The organism is Devosia indica (assembly GCF_003056405.1).
In the GTDB taxonomy this organism is placed as follows: domain Bacteria; phylum Pseudomonadota; class Alphaproteobacteria; order Rhizobiales; family Devosiaceae; genus Devosia; species Devosia indica.
This window is the reverse complement of record NZ_PYVZ01000004.1, coordinates 290,666-312,362: the sequence shown is the minus strand read 5'-3', so window position 1 is coordinate 312,362 and position 21,697 is coordinate 290,666. Positions and strand designations below refer to the sequence as shown.

At 61.0% G+C, this 21,697-nt stretch carries 18 protein-coding genes; 10 read left to right on the top strand and 8 right to left on the bottom strand.

Annotation, left to right across the window (positions count from 1 at the left end; translation table 11 throughout):
- Window positions 1-699: 699 nt before the first annotated feature.
- Together DDE76_RS06390 and DDE76_RS06385 are read right to left on the bottom strand one after the other, a co-directional pair.
- Entirely contained in the window at window positions 700-1,134 is a 435-nt protein-coding gene (locus DDE76_RS06390; protein WP_198650852.1) for a DUF1801 domain-containing protein, read from the bottom strand.
- Window positions 1,135-1,145: 11 nt separating this feature from the next.
- Window positions 1,146-1,754, bottom strand: coding sequence for a DUF1176 domain-containing protein (locus DDE76_RS06385; protein WP_104894377.1), 609 nt, complete (start codon window positions 1,752-1,754; stop codon window positions 1,146-1,148).
- Window positions 1,755-1,828: 74 nt separating this feature from the next.
- On the opposite strand from DDE76_RS06385, the gene folD reads away from it, so the two are divergent.
- Window positions 1,829-2,731: a bifunctional methylenetetrahydrofolate dehydrogenase/methenyltetrahydrofolate cyclohydrolase FolD gene (gene folD, locus DDE76_RS06380; RefSeq protein ID WP_104895045.1), complete on the top strand. Its 903-nt coding sequence runs from the start codon at window positions 1,829-1,831 to the stop codon at window positions 2,729-2,731.
- A complete protein-coding gene (locus DDE76_RS06375; RefSeq protein ID WP_104894376.1) occupies window positions 2,728-3,276 on the top strand; it encodes a DUF1643 domain-containing protein in 549 nt (182 codons plus the stop codon). The genes folD and DDE76_RS06375 overlap by 4 nt, the downstream gene beginning before the upstream one ends.
- Before the next feature lie 87 nt (window positions 3,277-3,363).
- Here the strand turns inward: DDE76_RS06375 and DDE76_RS06370 are convergent, their stop codons facing one another.
- Both DDE76_RS06370 and metH read right to left on the bottom strand, forming a co-directional pair.
- Window positions 3,364-3,708 carry a P-loop NTPase family protein gene (locus tag DDE76_RS06370; protein ID WP_157955686.1) on the bottom strand — a complete coding sequence of 115 codons (345 nt, stop codon included), beginning with the start codon at window positions 3,706-3,708 and terminating at the stop codon, window positions 3,364-3,366.
- Between the two features lie 12 nt (window positions 3,709-3,720).
- Window positions 3,721-7,488 (bottom strand): methionine synthase, encoded by a 3,768-nt coding sequence (gene metH, locus DDE76_RS06365; RefSeq protein WP_104894374.1) that lies wholly within the window; start codon window positions 7,486-7,488, stop codon window positions 3,721-3,723.
- A gap of 272 nt (window positions 7,489-7,760) precedes the next feature.
- Here metH and DDE76_RS20020 point away from each other — a divergent pair, with 272 nt between their 5' ends.
- The 8 genes from DDE76_RS20020 (at window position 7,761) to mazG (ending at window position 16,167) form a co-directional block, all read left to right on the top strand.
- Window positions 7,761-8,807 (top strand): septal ring lytic transglycosylase RlpA family protein, encoded by a 1,047-nt coding sequence (locus DDE76_RS20020; protein WP_281261855.1) that lies wholly within the window; start codon window positions 7,761-7,763, stop codon window positions 8,805-8,807.
- Window positions 8,808-8,870: 63 nt separating this feature from the next.
- Window positions 8,871-10,013 (top strand): D-alanyl-D-alanine carboxypeptidase family protein, encoded by a 1,143-nt coding sequence (locus tag DDE76_RS06355; RefSeq protein ID WP_245891816.1) that lies wholly within the window; start codon window positions 8,871-8,873, stop codon window positions 10,011-10,013.
- A 156-nt stretch (window positions 10,014-10,169) separates the two neighbouring features.
- Window positions 10,170-10,856 (top strand): dTMP kinase, encoded by a 687-nt coding sequence (tmk, locus tag DDE76_RS06350; protein ID WP_104894373.1) that lies wholly within the window; start codon window positions 10,170-10,172, stop codon window positions 10,854-10,856.
- A 19-nt stretch (window positions 10,857-10,875) separates the two neighbouring features.
- Entirely contained in the window at window positions 10,876-11,901 is a 1,026-nt protein-coding gene (locus DDE76_RS06345; protein WP_104894372.1) for an AAA family ATPase, read from the top strand.
- On the top strand, window positions 11,898-13,448 hold the full coding sequence (metG, locus tag DDE76_RS06340; protein ID WP_104894371.1) for a methionine--tRNA ligase: 1,551 nt from the start codon (window positions 11,898-11,900) through the stop codon (window positions 13,446-13,448). The genes DDE76_RS06345 and metG overlap by 4 nt, the downstream gene beginning before the upstream one ends.
- Window positions 13,449-13,450: 2 nt before the next feature.
- Window positions 13,451-14,230: a TatD family hydrolase gene (locus DDE76_RS06335; protein ID WP_104894370.1), complete on the top strand. Its 780-nt coding sequence runs from the start codon at window positions 13,451-13,453 to the stop codon at window positions 14,228-14,230.
- Window positions 14,231-14,232: 2 nt separating this feature from the next.
- A complete protein-coding gene (locus DDE76_RS06330) occupies window positions 14,233-15,069 on the top strand; it encodes an MBL fold metallo-hydrolase (protein WP_245891815.1) in 837 nt (278 codons plus the stop codon).
- Between the two features lie 288 nt (window positions 15,070-15,357).
- Entirely contained in the window at window positions 15,358-16,167 is an 810-nt protein-coding gene (mazG, locus tag DDE76_RS06325) for a nucleoside triphosphate pyrophosphohydrolase (RefSeq protein WP_104894369.1), read from the top strand.
- On the opposite strand, the gene hflX is transcribed toward mazG, so the two are convergent.
- The 4 genes from hflX to DDE76_RS06305 all read right to left on the bottom strand — a co-directional run bounded on the left by hflX (window position 16,164) and on the right by DDE76_RS06305 (window position 21,617).
- Complete coding sequence (gene hflX, locus DDE76_RS06320; RefSeq protein ID WP_104894368.1) at window positions 16,164-17,531, bottom strand: GTPase HflX; 1,368 nt, start codon at window positions 17,529-17,531, stop codon at window positions 16,164-16,166. The two genes, mazG and hflX, sit on opposite strands and share 4 nt — an antisense overlap.
- 8 nt (window positions 17,532-17,539) lie before the next feature.
- Window positions 17,540-17,791, bottom strand: a complete 252-nt coding sequence (gene hfq / locus DDE76_RS06315) for an RNA chaperone Hfq (protein ID WP_104894367.1) — start codon at window positions 17,789-17,791, stop codon at window positions 17,540-17,542.
- A gap of 184 nt (window positions 17,792-17,975) precedes the next feature.
- Window positions 17,976-19,358, bottom strand: a complete 1,383-nt coding sequence (gene ntrX / locus DDE76_RS06310; RefSeq protein ID WP_104894366.1) for a nitrogen assimilation response regulator NtrX — start codon at window positions 19,356-19,358, stop codon at window positions 17,976-17,978.
- The gene (locus DDE76_RS06305; RefSeq protein ID WP_158672423.1) at window positions 19,359-21,617 is read right to left on the bottom strand and encodes a sensor histidine kinase; all 2,259 of its coding nucleotides are present in this window, start codon (window positions 21,615-21,617) and stop codon (window positions 19,359-19,361) included.
- Window positions 21,618-21,697: the final 80 nt, after the last annotated feature.

Genomic DNA, 21,697 nt, shown 5'->3' with positions numbered 1-21,697 from the left:
TGGCAGCGCCGCCTGCCAGCAGTTGGTCGAGAAGCTCATTGGGGATTGCAGGCTCTTTGCGTCGAGACATAGGGGACTCCTTGTTTACCCACTATGCCCGACCACACACGGAAATCCTGACACTCCCCCCTCGGTGCCGTCCCGCGGATCGGGCGGCGGTATGTTGGAATCGTCTCTTTCAATGCCCGCCAATATAGGGGGCACATGACGGCTTCTCAACGAGGGGCTACCATCCTAAGGCTCAACGGACAAATACGTCACTAGGAGGATAGGGGCTTGGCCGAAATTGGCGATCTCAACCGTAATGGGCAGCGGTTGCTGCTCAAGACAGCTTTCAAAGGTACTGACCACAATCAGTACATTTGGGCCTTGCAGTGTCAGCGAAACGAGTGTGGCCATGTCTATGGCGCAAACGGCTCCGATTTTCACCTTCGGCGCTGCCCGAAATGCGACGGCGGCGCAGACGGAATCTAGCGGACTGGCAACAGGGCCCATCGCGCCGGTCACGATATTCACACTTCGGTGACCCGCTCTTTTCTCGCCGCAATTGCCCACCATCTTTCACCCAGTTCATCGGCATAGCAAACGACCCATGCAACCGATGAGCGGGAAGTGGTTTGCCGCATGTCCCCCAAGCCCTCAACAGCGCGGTGGACCGCATCCCCAAGAGGCCGCCCGGCAGAAATGCTGTGGCGGCCTTCATTTTGCCGGATAGGTCGCGCGCATCCTGCGGATCGAGATTTCGACCAGCTCCCGGAGCACGTCGAGATCAATGTCACTGAGCTTGTTCACATAAAGGCAGGCCTTGCCCATGCGATGCTTGCCCAGCTTCGCCAGCAGCGCCTCGCGCCGCGCTTTCTCCTCGGGAGTAAATGTACCCATCAGATAGATGCTGAACGCCGCCTTGCGCGGGGCGAATCCCACCAGAAAAGAATCACCCTCGTGCCCGGTGGGATATTTGTAATGGTACTGCCCAAACCCGACCATCGTGCCCCATAGAACAGGCGGCTCTCCGCTGATCTCACTCATCATCTCGATCAGCACATGAGAATCGGCGCGCTTCCGCTCGCTCTCAACCTGCCCGAGAAACATCTCGACTTCCCCCGTATGCGGCTTGGTTTCCTGATCAGCCAAGGGGGCCTCCTTCAGTCTCCCGGATAGTCCACCAGGACTTCGGGGTTCATCTCCCCGTCGTAGCTGGCATCCACGGCAAAATGCACCAGCGCGAAGGCGCCATCGCGGAACACCCATTTCCCCGATGAACTGGCATCCCCCAGCCCGCGCCATTTCGAGAATGAATCGATGCTCAGGGTTTCCGGGTCGAATAGCGAATTGACCAGCAGCCCGGTCGCGCTCATGCCCACGGTGGTGATCGCCTCCACCGCGCCATCGAAATCGTCGTTCTCATACTTCACGTCGAAGGCGGGCTGGGCAAAGCCGACCGATGTCATGCCCTCATATTCGCGTAGTAGATAATAGACGTGCGTCTCATTATAGGCGCCCGACGAACAGAAGATGCGCACCAGGGTCACATCCTCCTTGTCCTCCTCCGCTCCCTCGCTCCAGCTCGGCACGTAGCTGAAGGTCCAGCTCTCGATCGGGTCATCGGGCAGATAGCCGCCGTTGGAATGGCATTGCTCCCCAAAGGACAGGGCGTGCAACTTTTGTGCCCGCTTCTCCGGCGACGCCTCCTGTGCCGCAGCGGGCAATGTCCAAACGGCCAATAGTGGCAGCCAAAGCAATGGACGGATCATCCTACATCCCTTATGTCGAAGCGCAAAAGCGGGTCCTCCGCCCGCCAGTGGCAGTTAAACAGATCGAGGCCGATATGACCGCAAAAATCATCGACGGGAAACGTTTTGCCGAAGATCTGCGTGGCCGCATTGCCGGCCATGTATCGCGCCTGAAGGCCGAACACGGCGTCACCCCCGGCCTTGCTGTGGTGATCGTGGGCGAAGACCCGGCCAGCCAGGTCTATGTCTCGTCCAAGGCCAAGCAGACCGCCGAAGTCGGTATGAATTCGTTCAAACACGAATTGCCGGCAGATACGCCGGAAGCCGATCTGCTGGCCCTGGTGCACCAGCTCAATGGCGATCCGGCCGTGCATGGCATTCTCGTCCAGATGCCGGTGCCCAAGCATATCGACCCCAACAAGGTCATCGAAGCCATCGATCCGGCCAAGGATGTCGACTGCTTCACCCCCGCCAATGTCGGCAAGGTGCAGATCGGCCTGCCGGGCCCGGTTTCCTGCACGCCCCTGGGCTGCCTGATGCTGCTGCGCGATGCACTCGGCTCGCTTGAGGGCAAGCATGCCGTCATCATCGGCCGCTCTAATCTCGTCGGCAAACCGATGATGCAGCTCCTCTTGCGCGACAATTGCACCGTCACGGTCGCCCATTCGCGCACCAGAAACCTTCCCGAAATCGTCCGTCAGGCCGATATCGTGGTTGCGGCGGTCGGTCGCCCTAACATGATTAAGGGCGACTGGATCAAGCCTGGGGCGACGGTCATCGATGTCGGCATCAACCGCATGCCGGCGCCGGAAAAAGGTGAGGGCAAGACGCGCCTGATCGGCGACGTCGATTTTGCTGCCGCCTCCGAAGTCGCCGCTGCCATAACCCCGGTACCGGGCGGCGTTGGCCCCATGACCATTGCGTGCCTCCTCGCCAACACCATCACCACTGCCTCGCTGATAAATGGCCTCATCCCGCCGGGTGACCTGACGGCATGAATGATCTGGCACACGATCCGGGCGGCAAGGTTCGCCTGCGCCTCGGCGAGGGCGTGCGTGGCGACGCGATGATGAGTGAGGATGGCCGCTATCGCCAGCGCATGCGGCGCTGGTTGGGCGAGACTTTTCCGGACCAATACATCGTCTTCATCGGGATGAACCCATCCACCGCCGACGCCACGGTGGACGACCCGACCTGCGCCCGCGAGTGGAATTTCGCCCGCCGCGAGGGCTTTGCCGGCATGGTCAAATGCAATGTCGGTGATTACCGCGCAACGCATCCTAAGATGCTGGTTCAACCCGGCGTGGAGGCGGTGTCGCCGGCGAACCTGCCCACGATCCGCGAAGCTGCTGGCGAGGCCGGGCGTGTCGTCCTCTGCCACGGTAAGCTAAACAATGCGCTGGCATCGGCAGGTCGGGAACTGGTCCAAGCGCTGAGAGCCGACGGGATAGAGCTATGGTGCTTCGGGACAAATGCCGACGGCTCACCCAAGCACCCACTCTATCTCAGAGCCGACACACCGCTGGTGCCATTTCTGGGGTAGGCGGCAATTCCTCTCCCCCTTGGGGAGAGGTGGCCCGGCGCAGCCGAGACGGTGAGGGGAGGCTCCACAGGCTCGATGGATTTGCTTTCAGCCCGCCAGAGAAAACATCCGCGCGACCGTATGGTCCCGCAATGCCTGCGCGGGCAGCTTGCCAGTCAGCGCCGCCACCACCTGGGCTGGGTCGGACACGGCGCTGGCATCCACCACCACACGCGAAAACGCCGGGCGCATATTTCGCCGGTGCTCTTCGAGCAAATTGTAAAGCAGTGCCCGCACATCGGTGATACCGGAGCACGCGATACAAACCTCTCCGTCCGCGTGCCCATGTCCCGAATTGGCCGGCAGCCGGATCAACGCTGTGTCGCCGTCGAGCGGCACCAGTTTTCCGGGATCAGAGATCAAAGTCACCGGGATCGGGTCAATGCGTGACATCGTTGTTACCGATCACTCCGCCGCCACCCGGCCCGGGATATAGTTCAAGATCGGCGCCAGCCAGCGCTCGACCTCTTCCACATCCATGCCCTTGCGCAGCGCATAGTCCAGCACCTGGTCGCGCTCCACCTTCGCAACGCCAAAATAGTATGAATCGGGGTGGCTCAGATAAATGCCCGAGACCGATGACCCCGGCCACATGGCATAGCTCTCGGTCAGGCTCACACCCACGCTATTCTCTGCGTCCAACAGCTCAAACAGCGTGGTCTTTTCGGTGTGGTCCGGCTGGGCTGGATAACCGGGTGCCGGACGGATGCCCTGGTAGGGCTCGCCCACCAGTTCGTCGGGCGACAGGGCCTCATCCGGGGCATAACCCCAATACTCCTTGCGCACCCGCTCATGCATATATTCCGCCATAGCCTCGGCGAAACGGTCGGCCAGGGCCTTCACCAGAATGGAGGAGTAATCGTCATTGGCGCGTTCGAAGCGCTCTGCAATCGCGACTTCCTCGATCCCCGCCGTCACCACAAAGCCGCCGATATAGTCGGGTTTTCCGCTGTCCGCAGGCGCCACGAAATCCGAAAGGGCCATGTTCGGCTTGCCATCACGCTTGCTCAACTGCTGACGCAGCGTGAAGAAGGTGGCCAACTCGCTCTGGCGGTCTTCATCGGTAAACAGGCGCACATCGTCACCCACCGCATTGGCCGGCCAGAAACCGAGCACGGCCTTGGGGGCAAACCACTTCTCGTCGATGATCTGCTTGAGCATTTTCTGCGCATCGGCCCACAGGGCGCGTGCCGCTTCGCCCTGCTTTTCGTCGTCCAAAATGGCCGGATACCGCCCTTTCAGCTCCCAGGTCTGGAAGAATGGTGTCCAGTCGATGTAGCGCGCCAGCTCTGAGAGGTCGAAATCCGTGAAACTGCGCGTGCCCAGAAAGTTCGGGGCAGGGGGCGTATAACCGGACCAATCGGGCTTGAACGCATTGCTGCGGGCCGTTTCCAGCGGCAAGCGGCGCTTTTCGGACTCGGCCCGCTCATGCGCGGTCGCAGCCTTGGCATATTCGGCCCGGACCTGCTCGATGAACGTCACCTTGGTCTCATCCGAAAGCAGGTTCGAGACTACGCCCACCGCGCGGCTGGCGTCATTGACATGCACGACCTGACCGCGCGCGTAGCGCGGATGAATTTTTACCGCCGTATGCACGCGGCTGGTCGTCGCCCCGCCGATAAGCAGGGGAATGTCAAACCCTTCGCGCTCCATCTCTGAAGCAACATGCACCATCTCGTCCAGCGAGGGCGTGATGAGACCGGAGAGGCCGATGATATCGACGTTTTCCGCCCGCGCGGTCTCCAGGATCTTCTGGGTCGGCACCATGACGCCCAGATCAATGATCTCGTAATTATTGCAGCTCAGCACGACACCCACGATGTTCTTGCCGATATCGTGCACATCGCCCTTGACCGTTGCCATCAGCACCTTGCCCGCGCTCTTGCGGCCAGCGGCATCGCCATTGGCGTCCTTCTCCGCTTCCATGAACGGCATGAGATAAGCCACGGCCTGCTTCATCACACGGGCTGATTTCACCACCTGCGGCAGGAACATCTTGCCCGAGCCGAACAGGTCCCCCACCACGTTCATCCCGGCCATCAGCGGGCCTTCGATCACATGGAGTGGCCGCGCAAAGGTCTGCCTCGCCTCTTCAGTGTCGGCTTCGATGAATTCGGTCACGCCGTTGACCAGCGCATGGGTAATGCGCTCGCCCACCGGCAATTCGCGCCAGCTCATGTCCTTGGCTTTGCCGGCCCCGCCACCCTGGCCCTTATAGCGTTCGGCTAGGTCCAGCAGCCGATCGGTCGAATCTGGCCGCCGATTGAGGATTACGTCCTCGCATGCGTCTCGCAGTTCCTTGTCGATGGTCTCGTAAACCGCCAACTGGCCCGCGTTGACGATGCCCATGTCCATGCCATTCTGGATGGCATAGTACAAAAATACCGCATGCATCGCCTCGCGCACCGGCTCATTGCCGCGGAACGAGAAGCTCAGGTTCGAAATGCCGCCCGAAATGTGGACATGGGGCAAGCTGTCGGTGATCTCCTTGGTCGCCTCGATGAAGTCGACGCCGTAATTATTGTGTTCCTCAATGCCGGTCGCCACGGCGAAGACATTGGGATCGAAAATGATGTCCTCCGGTGGCAGGCCGACGACCTCGGTCAGGATCTTGTAGGCGCGGGCACAGATCTCGACCTTGCGCGCCTTGGTGTCCGCCTGTCCGGTCTCGTCGAACGCCATCACCACCACGGCCGCGCCATAGGCCTTCACCAGTCGCGCGTGATGGATAAACGCCTCTTCGCCTTCCTTGAGCGAGATGGAATTGACCAGCGCCTTGCCCTGCACGCATTTCAGGCCCGCCTCGATCACCTCCCACTTGGAAGAGTCGATCATCAGCGGCACCTTGGCGATGTCCGGCTCGGCGGCAAGCAGGTTGAGGAACTCGATCATCACCTGCTGGCTGTCGATCAGGCCCTCATCCATGTTGATGTCGATGACCTGGGCGCCATTGGCCACCTGGTCGCGCGCCACATCGAGCGCCGCGGTGTAGTCGCCTGCCGTGATCAACTTGCGGAACCGGGCCGAGCCGGTGACATTGGTGCGCTCGCCGATATTGACGAAGGGGATGTCCTTGGTGAGCGTGAAGGGCTCCAACCCGGATAAGCGCAATAGTCGCTCGGCATTGGGCACCTTGCGCGGCGCATAACGCGCGGCCGTCTCTGCAATCGCCCGGATATGGTCCGGGGTAGAGCCGCAGCACCCACCCACGATGTTCAGCAGCCCCTCGCTGGCAAATGTCTCCAACTGCCCGGCCATCTGCTCCGGTGTCTCGTCATAGGCACCCATCTCATTGGGCAGCCCGGCATTGGGATAGGCGCAGATAAAGGTGTCGGCGACCGAGGAGAGCTCGGAGATATGGTCCCGCATCAGATCGGCACCCAGGGCACAGTTGAGCCCGATGGTGATCGGATTGGCGTGCCGGATCGAATACCAGAAAGCCGTCGGCGTTTGCCCGGAGAGGGTGCGGCCACTGAGATCCGTGATCGTGCCTGAAATCATGATCGGCACATCGATGCCGCGCTCTTCGAACAGCCTCTGCGCGGCAAAGATACCGGCCTTGGTGTTGAGCGTATCGGTAATTGTCTCGAACAGCAGCAGGTCCGCGCCGGCATCCACCAGGCCGCGAATGGCCTCGCCATAAGCCTCGACCAGTTCGTCGAACGAAATGGCCCGGTGACCTGGGCTGTTGACGTCCGTGGACATGGATGAAGTCTTGTTGGTCGGCCCAAGGGCGCCAGCCACGAAGCGACGGCGGCCATCCTGGGCCTCGGCTCGCAAAGCCGCGCGCCGAGCGCACAGCACCCCGTGGTAATTGATGTCGTATACCGCCTCCTCGCAGGCATAGTCCGCCTGCGCCACCGATGTCGCGGAAAAGGTGTTGGTCTCGACGATATCAGCCCCGGCCAGATAGTATTCGAGGTGAATGTCCTCGATCATTTTCGGCTCGGTAAGCACCAGCAGATCGTTATTGCCCTTGAGCGGGTGGCTCCAGTCCTTGAACCGCTCGCCCTGGAAGTTCTCTTCCGTCAGGCCCAGACGCTGGATCATCGTACCCATGGCGCCATCCAGAATGAGGATTCGCTCCTCCATGGCACGCGCCAGCGCGGCGCGGACCTCGTGCCAGTCGGGGATAATGGGCGTGTCGGTGTTCTGATCGGGGGAGGGGCTCATCGCCGTCCTCACTTTCTTGCAACAGGCGGGCACTCTATCAGCGCTGCGTAATCACATAAAGATATCTTTATATCAGTCAACCCGCGCCGGGTGACATTCCTTGTTGCCCCTCAGGTCCGATGGAGAAAACGCCAGCAATCTCGGTCGGCAAAGTAACGGTTCATTGGCCTTAACCTCCCCTAAACCGTAAAATTGTTCCTTTCTGTGAGCCGGCCAACAAAGCCGCTATCCTTCGGCCAGAAAAGTTCTGTTCATATAGGGTATTGCGTATCGTGACGACCACTTGGCGAAGCGCCATTCGAGCCATTGCCCTGGCCGCTCTGATCGCCCCTTCCTTGGCCGCCTGCGCCACGGGCAATTTCGGCCCAACGGTCAAACGCGCTGCCTTCACTTCAAGCGAGTATGGGGTCGCCGTCTCGCCGCGCGTGACGTCCAATCCAAACCCACCCAAGGGCGGTGGGCGCTACCAGATTGGCAAGCCATACACTGTGCGCGGCAAGACCTATGTGCCCCAGCACGACCCGAACTATTCTGCTTCAGGGTCGGCCTCCTGGTACGGCGCCGATTTCCATGGCCGGAAAACCGCCAATGGCGAAATTTTTTCCGCAAATGCGATAACCGCCGCGCACCCCACGCTTCCGCTGCCATCCTATGTACGCGTGACAAATACGGCAAATGGCCGCTCGCTGATCGTTCGCGTCAATGATCGCGGACCCTATGTTTCGGGGCGCATCATCGACTTGAGTTATCGCGCCGCTTCCATGCTGGGCTATGTCAACAAGGGCTCGACCAGCGTTCATGTCGAATATATCGGCCAGGCCCCGCTCGAGGGTGACGATACCCGCATGCTGGTGGCCAGCTATAGCGGCCCCGCCGACTATGACAGCGGCCCGATCCGCGTCGCCAGTTCCGGCGGGCAGAGCAATCGCAGTCTCGTCGGCATGACCACCAATTTCATTAGTGGCCTGTTCTCCTATGCGGAAGCGTCCCCGCAGGACCTCGACGCCGCCGTCGGCTCGGCTCATGCCGCCGCCAACGCTATGGCAAGCGGCAATGCTGAACTCGCCGATTGGGCGGGCTCGGTCGACGCCGACGCACGAAAAATTCATCTCACGCTCGGCATCTTTGCTGATCCGGGCAATGCGGCCGCGTTGGCGCAGGACTTTGCCCGTGTCGGCGCGGTCACCGAAGAACCAGTCTTGGTCAACGGGCGCCCCGCAACCAAACTGACACTGACCCACCTCAAGGCTGGTGCAACAAGTCAGGACGCGCTTGATCTTGCCCGAGACCTTGGCCTGACTGACGCAATTCTCTATTAATTGCGTCTATATTGCGCCGCGATAATCTCGGCGTCGATATCGCAATTGCAAGGGAACTGCGCCGTGAGAGTGCTGATCGCCATATTTGCCCTGCTCTCACTTGCCGGAGCAGCACTGGCCCAGGCCGAATTCGACACCAAGGCAAAGTTTGCAGTCCTGATGGACTACGAATCCGGTACGGTCATCTTCCAGAAGGAAGCCGACGCGCCCCTTGAGCCGGCCTCCATGACCAAGCTGATGACTTTGGCTGTCGTGTTCAATGAGATCAGGGCAGGGCGTGTCAGCCTGGACGATGAGTTCTTCGTTTCCGAGAACGCCTGGCGCACCGGTGGCGCCGCCTCCGGCGGCTCGACCATGTTTGCCGAGCTCAATTCGCAGATTCGTGTCGAAGACCTTGTACGATCCGTCATCATACAATCCGGCAATGATGCCGCCATTGTCCTGGCAGAAGGCATTGCCGGTTCTGAGGCGACGTTTGCATTGATGATGAATGAGCTGGCCAACGATCTCGGTCTCGAAGGCTCGAACTTTACCAATTCCACCGGGCTGCCCGACCCGAACGAGTATTCCACGGCGCGCGATCTGGCCGAACTCGGCCGCTACCTGATCCGCGAATTTCCGGAGTATTATCACTACTTTTCAGAGCCTGAGATGGAGTGGAACGGTATCAATCAGGCCAACCGCAATTCGCTCGTGGAAATGGGCATAGGTGTGGACGGTCTGAAAACCGGCCACACGGAAGCGGCTGGTTACGGATCGGTGACGTCGACGGATCAGGGTGACCGTCGCCTGATCGCCGTCGTCCATGGCCTCACTTCCATGCGTGAGCGTACAGAAGAGGCGCGCAAGCTGCTCACCTGGGGCGCCCGTGCTTTCGAGCGCTTCACCCCCTTCGCTGATGACCAGATTGTCGCCTATGCCGATGTCTATGGCGGCGCCAAACCCAATGTTGGTCTTGTCGGGCAGGGCGAAATCGCCCTCTATCTGCCGCGCGGTTCGCGCCAGTGCCTGTCGGCCACGGTCAATTATCAGGCCCCGCTCCTGCCACCGGTGCGCCAGGGCGACCGGATCGCAGAACTCAGGGTCTTCTGCAATGACCAACTTGTGCAGGCCGCACCTCTTTACGCCGCTGAAGACATTGGCCAGGGCGATCTGATCCGTCGCGCCACTGATGCCCTGAAGCAACTGGCATTGGGTTGGCTTTGAGCCGTGCCGCGTAGCGGCAAAATTAGTCCGGTAGACCAGTTCTAGGCTCAAAAGGCCACGAGAGCCGTGCTTGAACAGCGGGCAAAGTCGGCTCCTCCCTTTTCCCATGTGCGCAGGTGTCCTAAAAGAGACCCGGATCAAGGAATCAGCCTGCTCATGCTCGAAGCGCCAAATCGACGCCCAGCTCGCTTCATCACCTTCGAAGGGGGCGAAGGGGTTGGTAAGTCGACCCAGGTCCGGCGTCTACTGAACAATCTGGCCCATCATGCCATCGAGGCGGTGCGCACGCGCGAGCCCGGCGGCACGCCAAAGGCCGAAGCGATCCGCTCCTTCATCCTGCAGGGACGTTCCGAAGCCTGGGGCGCCGGCTCCGAGGCCGTGCTGTTTGCCGCGGCCCGGCTCGATCACGTCAACCAGCTCATCGCGCCCAATCTCGAAAAGGGCACCTGGGTCATTTCCGACCGCTTCTGCGACTCCACGCGCGCCTATCAGGGGCTGACGGGCGGCGTCGATGACAAGCTCATCGACGCGCTGGAGAATCTCGCCCTGGACGGTCACACCCCGGACCTGACCATTGTTCTCGACATGGACCCGGCCATTGCCTTCCGCCGCGTCGAGCAGCGCGCCGTCGAAGATGGCCTGCAATTGACCGGCGACCGGTTCGAGAAGGAAGAGCTGGACTGGCACCAGCGGCTGCGCGAGAATTTTCTCGACATCGCCCGTCACAATACCGAGCGTTGCGTCGTAATCTCCGCAGAGCAGGATGAAGAAGCCCTCGAAGCAGCCATCTGGGATGTTGTCAGCGCCCGCTTCCCCGAACTCCAGGGCAGGCCGGTCGCGTGACACCTGAAGGACTGATCGCGTGACCGATCCCGCCGCGCTTCCCGATCTGCCGCTGCCCGAACAGCGTCAGGTGGCCATCGGCCATGATGCTGCCCGCACGGCCGTGTTGACCCAACTCGCCGAACACCGCCTGCCCGGTGCCATCATGCTGCAGGGCCCGCAGGGCATCGGCAAGGCAACGCTGGCGTTCGAGCTGGCCACGGCCATTCTGACCGCGACCGGGGACGAAGACCCCAAACGCGTGCGCGAACAGGTGGCAGCCATGTCCCACCCCAATCTGGCGCTGCTCCGCCGCCGTCCCAAGGATGCCAAGGGATATTATTCCGTGATCCGCGTCGAAGATGTCCGCGAGCTGCGCGAAACCCTCCAGCACACCAGGGGCAGGTCAGGGCACCGCATCGCCATTCTCGACAGCATCGACGAGTGCAATCCCTCCGCGGCCAATGCGCTGCTCAAGACGCTCGAAGAGCCGCCGGCCGATACGACATTCCTGCTCGTCTCGCACCGCCCCGGCCAATTGCTGCCCACCATTCGCTCGCGTTGCCAGAACCTGGCCATGCGCGGCCTGGCCGATGATATGGTCCGGTCCGTCGTCAGCAGCAGCCATCCCGACCTGGATGCCGAAACGCTGGAGCGCGCCGTACAACTCGCCGGCGGCCGGCCGCGCCGGGCCTTTGAAACGCTCGCTCTGGCTGAAAATTCGCCGGTCGGCGCCTTGCTCGATTGGTTGCAGGGCCCTGACCGCATGCCGGTCGCTGCGCAGATCCAGCTTGCCGATGTCCTGGGCACCGATGCGCAGGGGCCGGACATGTCCTTTGCCCGTGAAATTCTAAACGACTGGCTGGCCCATGAGATGCGGGAAGCCGCCATGCAGCCCGCGGGGCGTTCGCGGCTTGCCTCGGCCACCGAGCTATGGGAGAAGGCAAGCGCACTTCTGGGCGAAGCCGACAGCGTCAATCTCGACATGAAGCAGACGCTGGCGGTCATCTTCGACGCGATCCGGAAGCATTGCGCCCTGTTTGCCAATCCTGCCGAGCCAGCATGACCCCCAAGCCGTTCTACGTCACCACCGCGATCTCCTACCCTAATGGCGCGCCCCATATCGGCCACGCCTATGAGATGATCGCGACCGACGCCATCGCCCGCTGGAAGCGCCTTGAGGGCCGCGAGGTCTATTTCCTCACCGGCACGGACGAACACGGCATCAAGATGGTGCAGACCGCCGCCAAGGAAGGCATTCCTGTCCGCGAACTGGCCGACCGCAATGCCGGTGAGTTCAAGGCGCTGGCCAAAGCGCTGAACCTGTCCAACGACGATTTCATCCGCACCACCGAACAGCGCCATCACGAGGCTTCGCAAGCTATCTGGAAGAAGATGGCCGCCAGCAGCAATGGCGACATTTTCCAGTCCACCTACAAGGGCTGGTACTCGGTGCGTGACGAGGCCTATTTCGACGAGGACGAGCTCACCGAAAAGGACGGCAAGCGCTTTGCGCCCTCGGGCGCCGAGGTGGAGTGGGTCGAGGAGCCGACCTATTTCTTCCGCCTCTCCGCCTATCAGCAGAAACTGCTCGATCTCTACGAGGCTAATCCAGACTTCATTGCGCCCAAGGAACGGCGCAATGAAGTCATATCATTCGTTAAAAGCGGTCTGCAGGACCTCTCCATCTCCCGCACCACATTTGACTGGGGCATTCCCGTGCCCGGCGCCGAAGGCCATGTGATGTATGTGTGGGTCGACGCGCTGACCAACTACATTACTGGCGTCGGATATCCGGACGAGAACAGTGAACTGTTCGAGAAATTCTGGCCGGCGGACCTGCATGTCATCGGCAAGGACATTATCCGCTTTCATACGGTCTATTGGCCCGCTTTCCTGATGAGCGCTGGACTTGAGGTTCAGCACCGCGTCTTCGCCCATGGCTTCCTTACGGTCGATGGGCAGAAGATGAGCAAGTCGCTCGGCAATGTCATCGATCCTTTTGCCCTGGTCGAAACCTTCGGCCAGGACGCTGTACGCTATTTTTTCCTGCGCGAAGTCTCTTTCGGCAGCGATGGCGACTACAGCCACGAAAAGCTGGTCAATCGCGTCAATGCCGACCTAGCCAACAATCTGGGCAATCTCGCGCAGCGCTCGCTTTCGATGATCAACAAGAACTGCGAGGGCAGGGTACCTGCCCTGGGCGACCTGTCCGACGCCGATGAGGCCATCATCGGCGAAGTCACCGAGGCAATCGCCGCGGCACAGAAGGCCATGGACCAGCAGCTCGTCCATGAAGCCACCGGCGCCATCATTGGCGCTCTGAGTTCGGCCAATAACTATTTCGCCGCCCAGGAGCCCTGGGCACTCAAGAAGACCGATCCTGTGCGCATGTCCACGGTTCTCTATGTAACGGCAGATACGGTGCGCCGCTTGGCGATCCCGATGCAGGCCTTTGTGCCTGCCTCTGCCGCGCAACTGCTCGATCAGCTGCAAGTGCCCGAGAACGATCGGACCCTGGAGGCGGCCGCTGACGCCAATCGTCTCGTCTCCGGAACCGAGCTGCCCCTGCCACAGGGCGTTTTCGCCCGCCTGGAAAAGCCTGCTGAGTGACCATGCTGATCGACAGCCATTGCCATCTCGATTTCGAAGCCCTGTCCGCCGATCTGGACGGCGTCATGGCCCGTGCTGCGGCTGCAAGCGTCGTGGGCACGGTCACGATTTCCACAAGGGTGGAAAACTTTTCCACCTATGCTGGGCTGGCGGAACGTTATGAGAACGTCTGGTGCTCGGTCGGCACCCATCCGCATAATGCGCATGAAGAGCTGCATATTCAAACGGATGATCTTGTCCGGCTAAGTGCCCATCCGCGCTGCGTTGCCATCGGCGAAGCTGGCCTCGATTACTTCTACGACAATGCCCCGCGCGACGCGCAGGCCACAGGACTGCGGCGCCATATTGCCGCCGCCCGCATCACCGGTCTTCCACTGGTTATCCACAGCCGCCAGGCCGATGACGACATGGCGGCAATCCTTGAAGACGAAGCCGGGCAGGGGGCCTTCCCTTTCGTCCTGCATTGCTTTACTGCCGGCATGGATCTGGCTCGGCGTGCCTTGGCCCTTGGCGGCTATGTGTCCTTTTCGGGCATCATCACCTTCAAGAATGCCGAGGAAATCCGCGAAGTCGCCAGGATCGTGCCGGCCGACCGCTATCTGGTGGAAACCGACGCGCCCTATCTAGCGCCAATCCCGCATCGCGGACAGTCCAACGAACCCAGCTTTGTGCGCCACACGGCCGAGAAGCTGGCCGATATCCGTGGCATTTCGCTCGAACAGCTCGGGGCGGAAACCACTGCCAATTTCGGGCGTCTCTTTTCCAAGACCGGCGTGAGTTAGGCGTGGCAGCACCAGACCGGATCATCGCGACCATATTGGGCTGCGGGTCATCCGGTGGCGTGCCGCGCATCGGCAATGTCTGGGGCGCCTGCGATCCGCATGAGCCGCGGAACCGCCGCCGCCGCTGTTCACTGCTCATCGAAGGCTGGCGCGATGGTGTCGAACACCCGACCCGCGTGCTGATCGACACCGGAGCCGATCTGCGCGAACAATTGCTTGAAACCCATGTCGATCGGCTGGACGGCGTATTCTATAGTCATGAGCATGCCGACCACACTCACGGCATCGATGATCTGCGCGTTCTGGCGCTGCACAACCGGCGCCGTGTTGATGTCTATTTTTCGGCGGATTGCGGCGCGCGTCTCCGCGAAGCCTTTGGCTACTGCTTTTCGACGCCGCCGGGCAGCGCCTATCCTCCCATCCTCAACGCCCACGAAATCGCCACTGGCGACACCGTGCCGGTGGACGGCCCGGGCGGCACACTGAGCATCAACGCCTTTGATCTCGTACATGGCGACATCAACGCCTTTGGCTACCGCATCGGCGGCCTGGCTTATTGCTGCGATCTGTCGGCGGTACCCGCCGCCGCGCATTCTGCCTTGCAAAACCTCGACATCTGGATCATCGACGCGCTTCGCCCAACGCCGCATCCAAGTCATCTGAGCCTGCCTGAAACGCTCGAACTCATCGAACGCTTCCAGCCGCGCCAAGCCGTGCTCACCAATATGCATATCGATCTCGACTACGCCGCAACCGAAGCCGAGACGCCTGCAAACGTCACACCGGCCTTTGACGGCATGCAGATCGACGTCGTGACTGGACGCATCCTCAATCTTTGAGCGGACTTGGCAGCGTGTGAGGAAGGCGGCTGCACCAAATCTAAGGGAGACGTTCGTCAGCTCGGCCAGCGTCTGGAACAATCGATCAACGCTTCCATGACTCTGATATTGTAGAGGCATCAAAACCTCAACATTTGCCCTCAATGCCAATACCCAAAAGTTCCATAATATATATTATGCGAACGATAGGTGTGCGAAAATCTGTCCCTTTGCCGGACCACAATGTCCCACTTCCCTCACGCTTTGCTATGGTGCACGCACCGAATCCCAACCACCGGACCCTGAGTCATGCAGCCATCCCGAGACATTTCCCGCCTCATCGAGATTATGGCTGCGCTGCGCAATCCGGATGGCGGCTGCCCCTGGGATCTGGTGCAGGATTTCCGCTCCATCCGTCACTACACCATCGAGGAAGCCTATGAAGTCGCCGACGCCATTGAGCGCGAAGACTTCGGCGATCTGCGCGAGGAACTGGGCGATCTGCTGCTTCAACCGATCTACCATGCCCAGATGGCCAAGGAGGCCGGCCACTTCGACATTGGCGATGTTGTCGAAGCCATCACCGAAAAGCTGATCCGCCGGCATCCCCATGTCTTTGGCGATGTAGTGGCTGATGGCGCTGTGGATGCGCAGGACCGCTGGGAAGCCATCAAGGTGCACGAGCGGGCCGCCAAGGCTGAACGCAAGGGCGATGCTGAGCCTTCCATTCTCGACGACGTCCCGCAGGTGCTGCCTGCCCTCGCCCGCGCTGAAAAACTCACCAAGCGCGCCGCCAAGATCGGCTTCGACTGGCCCGACCTGCCAGCTGTCCGCGCCAAGATCGAGGAAGAACTGGCAGAAGTTGCCGAGGCCGAAAACGCGGGCGATGAGAATGCCCTGCGCGAGGAAATCGGCGATCTGCTCTTCGCCGTCGCCAATCTGGCGCGTAAGGCCGGTGTCGACCCCGAAGCCGCGCTCCGCGACGCCAACTCCAAGTTCACGCGGCGCTTCCACTATGTCGAGGCCCGCTGCCGCGAAGATGCGATCGAACCGGCCGCTGCAGGCTTGGATCGCCTGGACGGTTACTGGAACGAGATCCGGTCCAAAGACAAAGCCTAGAGATCAGAGACGGCAATACGGCCGTTAAAGCGCTCTAGAAACGCCGCACGATGCCGCGGATCCACGCGCACAACGAAGTCCGAGCCTTGCTCATTGGCATCGTCCCGCGAAATCACCTCGGCATTGGAGTGCAGCCAGCCGATGTCGCTGCCCGCGCTATGCGGCACATGCACGTGATAGGTCCGGCTCTGTTCGCTGAGCAATTGCTCGATCTTGAGCCGCAGCGCATCCAGCCCCTGCCCGGTGTGAGCCGATACCGGGATCGTTGCCACCACCTTGCCGGCTGGCGCCGCTGACGCCAGCGCAAGCCCTGGCTCATGAAGCAAATCTATCTTGTTCCAGACCTCGACGATGGGCGTTGTCTCCGAGGAAACACCTAGCTCTTCGAGAACGGTAAGAACATCCTGCGCCTGCGCGGCATGATCAGGATTGGCGATATCGCGCACATGCAGGATGATGTCGGCATCCACCACTTCTTCCAGGGTTGCCCGGAAGGCCGCCACCAGATCGTGCGGCAAATCGGCGACGAAGCCCACCGTGTCACTCAGCATCACCTCGCGCCCATGCGGCAAGGCAATCTTGCGCACCGTGGTGTCCAGCGTGGCGAATAGCAGGTTTTCCGCAAACACCCCCGCCCCAGTCAAGATATTGAAGAGGCTCGACTTTCCGGCATTGGTATAACCTACCAACGCCACAACCGGGATCAGCGCCTTGGTGCGCTGCCGGCGCTGCTGTTCGCGCGTCTTCTTGACCTTTTCCAGCCGGTCCTCAAGCAGCACGATCCGCTCGGTGATCTGGCGGCGGTCGCTTTCGATCTGGGTTTCGCCCGGTCCACCCATGAAGCCAGTGCCGCCACTGCCGCGCTGCCGCTCCAGGTGGGTCCAGGAGCGCACCAGGCGCCCCTTCTGGTAGTTGAGATGGGCCAGTTCCACCTGCAGCACGCCTTCGCGCGTCGCCGCCCGTTCCCCGAAGATTTCCAGGATCAGCGCCGTGCGGTCGAGCACCTTGGTGCCGGTTTCCCGCTCCAGATTACGCTGCTGGATCGGCGTCAGCGCCGCGTCGACCAGCAACAGCTCGATATGTTCCGTCTTCACCTTTTCAGCGAGCGTGGCAACATGCCCTGCCCCGATATAGGTCGACGGCCGGATTTCACGCACCCGCACGACTTCGGAGAAGATGATGTCGAGCGCAATGGCCCCCGCAAGGCCTTCGAACTCGGCCTGGCGTGCATCGATATCGTGATAGCTGGATTTGCCGCGCACATCGGGACAGACAAGCCCGGCTCGCGTCGGCTGCGCCTGCCGATCAATATAGGGCTTTGGGCCGCCCGGCTGGGCGTCCCGCTCGTCGTCAAGTTCGTGCATATATGCGGTCAGTCGTGATCTGTGCTCTGCTCGGGATCAAACAACTGGATCGGCGCGCCGGGCATAATGGTTGAGATGGCGTGCTTATAAACCAGTTGCGACTGCGCGTCACGCCGCAGCAGCAGACAGAAATTGTCGAACCAGGTGATGACGCCCTGCAACTTGACCCCGTTCACCAGAAAGATGGTGACGGGTACTTTCTGCTTGCGCACATGGTTGAGAAAGGAATCCTGCAGGTTTTGCTGCTTTTCGCTAGCCATTTTTGGCCTCTTTACCGCGGCTTTATTGTCGCTGTTCTTGTCGCAATTGCTTGCGTCCGCATCCTGATGGGACTGCCGCCCAGCCCCGGGATCCGAATTATCATATCTTAGTCACTATGGCACAGTTGCGCAGAACTGCCTACCCGCCCCCTATGCATGGCTGGGGGCTATTTTCATCGTATTTTCAAAGCCCCAGCGATTTGATCTTGCGATGCAGAGCACTGCGCTCCATGCCGACGAACTCCGCCGTCTTGGAAATATTGCCGCCAAAGCGTTCAATCTGCGCCAGCAGATATTGTCGCTCGAAGACTTCCCTCGCGTCGCGCAGCGGCAGGCTCATCAGATGCGCAGACGCATCCGCATCACCCACCGTGGGCAACACCTCGCCAATGTCCGAGGGCAGCATGGCGGCTGTTATCACCCCTCCCTCTGGCTGCTGGTCCTTCATCAGGATCAGCAGGCGCTCGATGGAATTGCGCAATTGCCGTGCATTGCCCGGCCAGTCCTGCGCCTGCAGCACGGCCATGGCATCATCACCGACACTCAGCCGCTGCAGATTGTGCATACGGCAGACCTGCTCGATGAATACGGACACCAGCGGCGGTACGTCCTCGCGACGCTCCTTGAGTGGCGTCAGGGGCAGCGGCACGATGGAGAGGCGATGGAAGAGATCCGAACGGAATTCCCCGGCCTCCACCTGAGCCGCCACATTCTGCGAACTCGACGAAATGATACGCACGTCGATCGGCACCGCCTGGCTCCCGCCCACACGCTGGAACCGGTTCTCCACAAGCGTGCGCAACAAGGCGGCCTGCACCGGCTGCGGCAAGGTGGTGACTTCAGAAAGATAGAGCGTCCCCCCATGAGCCCGCTCCAGCGCCCCGACTTCGACCTTGAGCAGGCCCGTCTTGTCACGCGCCTCGCGGCCAAACAAGACTACCGACACTTCCTCAGGGGCATAGAGTGAGGCATTGATCTCGACAAACGGCGCATCGGCGCGTGGGCTACGCTGGTGAATCTGGCGCGCCACAAGGCCCTTGCCGGCCCCGCTGGGCCCGGAAATGAAGATGCGGGAATTGGTTGGCGCCGACTTTTCTATCACCCCGCGCACCTGCTGCAGCGCCGGCGAGGTCCCTACCATATCGAGGCTCTTGCTCGCCGAGCGCTCCTTGAGTTCAGCCACTTCGCTGCGCAGGCGTGTCGCCTCCATGGCCCGCTGTGTGACATGCAGCAGCCGGTCAATCTTGAAGGGCTTTTCGATATAGTCATACGCACCCCGGCGGATCGCCGAAACCGCCGTTTCGACATTGCCGTGGCCGGATATCATCACCACCGGCATATCGGGGTGCTGGCTCTGAAACACATCGAGCAATTGTAGTCCGTCGAGGCGCGAGCCCTGCATCCAGATGTCGAGAAACACCAGGCTTGGGCGGCGGCGGGCGATTTCGTTCAGCCCGCTATCGGCGTCATGAGCCTGCCGTGCCTCATAGCCTTCGTCCTCGAGGATCCCCGCGATCAGGTCACGGATATCATCCTCGTCATCAATGATTAGAATGTCCAAAGCCATTTATTTGTGAACAACCGCGGGTAATTGCGGCTCCTCCTTGTGGGCAGGATTGTCGTCCGCCGCCGCGGCTCCTGCCTCTGTGGTGTTCATTGCTGGTGAATGCAACGGCAGCGTGAAGGTCACGCAGGCGCCCACCCTGCCCTGTGAATCAGGCTCTGCATCGATTAGTTCGACGATGCCGCCATGCTGCTCGATAATGCGGGCGACGATGGCCAGGCCGAGACCCGTGCCCTTCTCCCGCGTTGTCATATAGGGCTCCAACAGCCTTTGTCTATTTTCCGCTGGCCACCCTTTGCCATTATCGGACACCGATATGCGGGCGTGATTGCCCTCCAGATGGGCTTCCACAGTAATGGTGGGCTGCCAATCCCCGGAAAGGGGGATGCCCTCGAAGGCCTCGACGGCATTCTTGATCAGATTGGTCAGCGATTGGCTGACAAGGCGCGTATCGAACCACGCCATGATCGTTTCGTCCGGCAGCACAGTGTTGATGTTCACCTCGGGCAGGCGCACGCTCTCCAGGAACACAGCCTGGCGGATCGCATCGCTCAGATCGGCGGTTTCTGGAGCCGATTCCGGCATGCGCGCAAAGGCCGAGAACTCATCGACCATGCGGCCGATATCGCCGACCTGGCGCACGATCGTGTTGATGCATTTGTCGAACACGTCACGATCGTCCTCGAGCTTGTTGCCATAGCGCCGGCGCAACCGCTCTGCCGAGAGCTGAATCGGGGTCAGCGGATTCTTGATCTCATGCGCAATGCGGCGTGCCACATCGGCCCAGGCGCTGGTCCGCTGCGCCGATTCGAGATCTGTGATGTCATCGAAGGTCAGCACATAGCCCTTGGATTCGGTGATCGAGCCTTCGCGCGTCAACTGTACCTGGTAGATGCGCCGGTCGGTTTCATTGCCAAGCTGGATCTGGTCACGTACCTGACCGCGCCGGGCGGATTTTGCCTTGTCCAGCGTTGCCGCCAGCTCGGGCATGATCTTGTCCATGGGCTCACCCATCAGCTCGATTTCTGTCCGGCCAAGCATTTCGCAGGCGCGCGCATTGACCAGTGTCACCGCGCCATAGGGATCCAGCCCGATAATGCCGGCCGACACACCTTCCACCACCGCCTCGGTGAACTGGCGGCGCTTCTCGTTGACTTCATTTGCCTTGAGCAGGTCCAGCCGTTGCGATTTGAGCTGTTGCGTCATGCGGTTGAAGCCATTGGACAAATCCCGCAGATCGCCCCTGCCCTCCTGTACCGGCACCTGCACGTCCAGATCGCCCGAGCTTACCCGTCGCGACGCGATCATCAGGTTTCGGATCGGGTCGACGAACCGGTTGGCCAGCGCAATACCGATCCAGAGCGCGGCCAGAAGCAGCACCACGGCCAACCCGACATACATGATGGTAAAGGTAATCTGGAACACCAGCCGGCTTGAAGCATACTCGCGATATTCCGTTATATTTTCGTCAGTTAGACGCATATATTCGAGTACTTCTGCATCGACAGGACGCGCCACGAACAGGAATGTCTCATCATAGCCGCGCAGCTTGATCACCGATCCTACGAATTGGGTGGCCCCTGGCGCGATCGGCGTCGGTATTCCCTCCACCACGCCATCGGTCACCCCGGCCGGCAATTTGGGATAGGCGCCCGCGACATTGATCTGCGCCCGCATCAGCGTCTCGCCTTCCCGGTCGATCAGCGCTGTAAAGGGCAAGGAGCGCGTCACTGCCAGGGCCGTCAGTATCCGCTCGAACCGCGCAGGCTCCTGCTCATAGGTCTCGCGCGCCTGCTCCAATTCCGTTGCCACCCAGATGATATCGTCGCGCAGCACCTGGGCATGCTCGAGCATGTAGGAGCGGGCCACCAGCCGCGAGCTTTCCACCATCGCCCGCGTGCGCTCGGAGAACCACTGATCCAGCCCCTGGTTGAGCGCGATCGTTGCCACCACCGCCACCAGGGCTGCCGGCACCGCCGCCACAAAGGCGAACATCGCCACCATGCGCACTTGCAGCCCGGCCCCCGGCACCCCGCGCAGCCGCGCCTGGAACAGCAGCACGGCCTCGGTCACTACCAGGGCAATCACCAGCAGCACCAGGAGCCCGGTGACCACCCAGATGACAGTCCAGACCGTCGGCGAAGGTTCGATATTGGTGACGCCCGAGAGAATGAAGAACGATGCCGACGACATCAGCACAGAGGCGAAGACGACCACGAAGCCGAGCACGCGCAGCGAGTAGTTCTGCTGAATACGCAGCAATCCGCGCCGTCCAGTCGGCGATTCGCCGGCGGACGTTGCATTTTGCTCTGCGTTGGCTGAGACCAGTTCGGCCATAGACT

Bases quoted from the DNA above. Each gene is read 5' to 3' on its own strand.
- metG (WP_104894371.1), top strand. From the start codon at position 11,898: ATGACCCCCAAGCCGTTCTACGTCACCACCGCGATCTCCTACCCTAAT.
- DDE76_RS06370 (WP_157955686.1), bottom strand. From the start codon at position 3,708: ATGTCACGCATTGACCCGATCCCGGTGACTTTGATCTCTGATCCCGGA.
- hflX (WP_104894368.1), bottom strand. From the start codon at position 17,531: ATGCACGAACTTGACGACGAGCGGGACGCCCAGCCGGGCGGCCCAAAG.
- ntrX (WP_104894366.1), bottom strand. From the start codon at position 19,358: ATGGCTTTGGACATTCTAATCATTGATGACGAGGATGATATCCGTGAC.
- folD (WP_104895045.1), top strand. From the start codon at position 1,829: ATGACCGCAAAAATCATCGACGGGAAACGTTTTGCCGAAGATCTGCGT.
- DDE76_RS06335 (WP_104894370.1), top strand. From the start codon at position 13,451: ATGCTGATCGACAGCCATTGCCATCTCGATTTCGAAGCCCTGTCCGCC.
- DDE76_RS06385 (WP_104894377.1), bottom strand. From the start codon at position 1,754: ATGATCCGTCCATTGCTTTGGCTGCCACTATTGGCCGTTTGGACATTG.
- hfq (WP_104894367.1), bottom strand. From the start codon at position 17,791: ATGGCTAGCGAAAAGCAGCAAAACCTGCAGGATTCCTTTCTCAACCAT.
- DDE76_RS06375 (WP_104894376.1), top strand. From the start codon at position 2,728: ATGAATGATCTGGCACACGATCCGGGCGGCAAGGTTCGCCTGCGCCTC.
- mazG (WP_104894369.1), top strand. From the start codon at position 15,358: ATGCAGCCATCCCGAGACATTTCCCGCCTCATCGAGATTATGGCTGCG.
- tmk (WP_104894373.1), top strand. From the start codon at position 10,170: ATGCTCGAAGCGCCAAATCGACGCCCAGCTCGCTTCATCACCTTCGAA.
- metH (WP_104894374.1), bottom strand. From the start codon at position 7,488: ATGAGCCCCTCCCCCGATCAGAACACCGACACGCCCATTATCCCCGAC.